Origin of the sequence: Micromonospora sp. DT63 (assembly GCF_049841615.1) — a bacterium.
In the GTDB taxonomy this organism is placed as follows: Bacteria; Actinomycetota; Actinomycetes; order Mycobacteriales; family Micromonosporaceae; genus Micromonospora.
The window spans coordinates 1-367 of sequence record NZ_JBNCKQ010000025.1; the positions used below are offsets into that span (position 1 = coordinate 1).

1 rRNA gene is annotated in these 367 nt (G+C 61.6%); it reads left to right on the forward strand.

The annotated features are described in order from the left end of the window. Positions 1-62 (forward strand): 16S ribosomal RNA (locus ACLQ27_RS32165); the annotation flags it as partial. Between the last annotated feature and the right edge of the window lie 305 nt (positions 63-367).

Genomic DNA, 367 nt, shown 5'->3' on the forward strand with positions numbered 1-367 from the left:
CGATTGGGACGAAGTCGTAACAAGGTAGCCGTACCGGAAGGTGCGGCTGGATCACCTCCTTTCTAAGGAGCACCTTCCGACGAAAGTCGGTAAGGAGCCCGCATCGCCCGACTGTGGTGGTGGGGTGCTCAGATGGCGGAGACACTGGCAAGTTTTGCCCTGGCAACGGCCGGCGGCACCTAGTACAGCCATCCCTCTTCGGGGGTCTGGTGGGAACGGATGCTGGTGGTGCGGCTGGGGGGAAATGTAAGCACCCTGTTGGGTCCTGAAAGAACAACCGATGGTTGTTGTTTCAGAGACTGGGCCGGCCCTCCGTGGTGGGGGCTGGGAGTCTGCCAGGCATGGCCTGGCCTCACATACCGCTGGA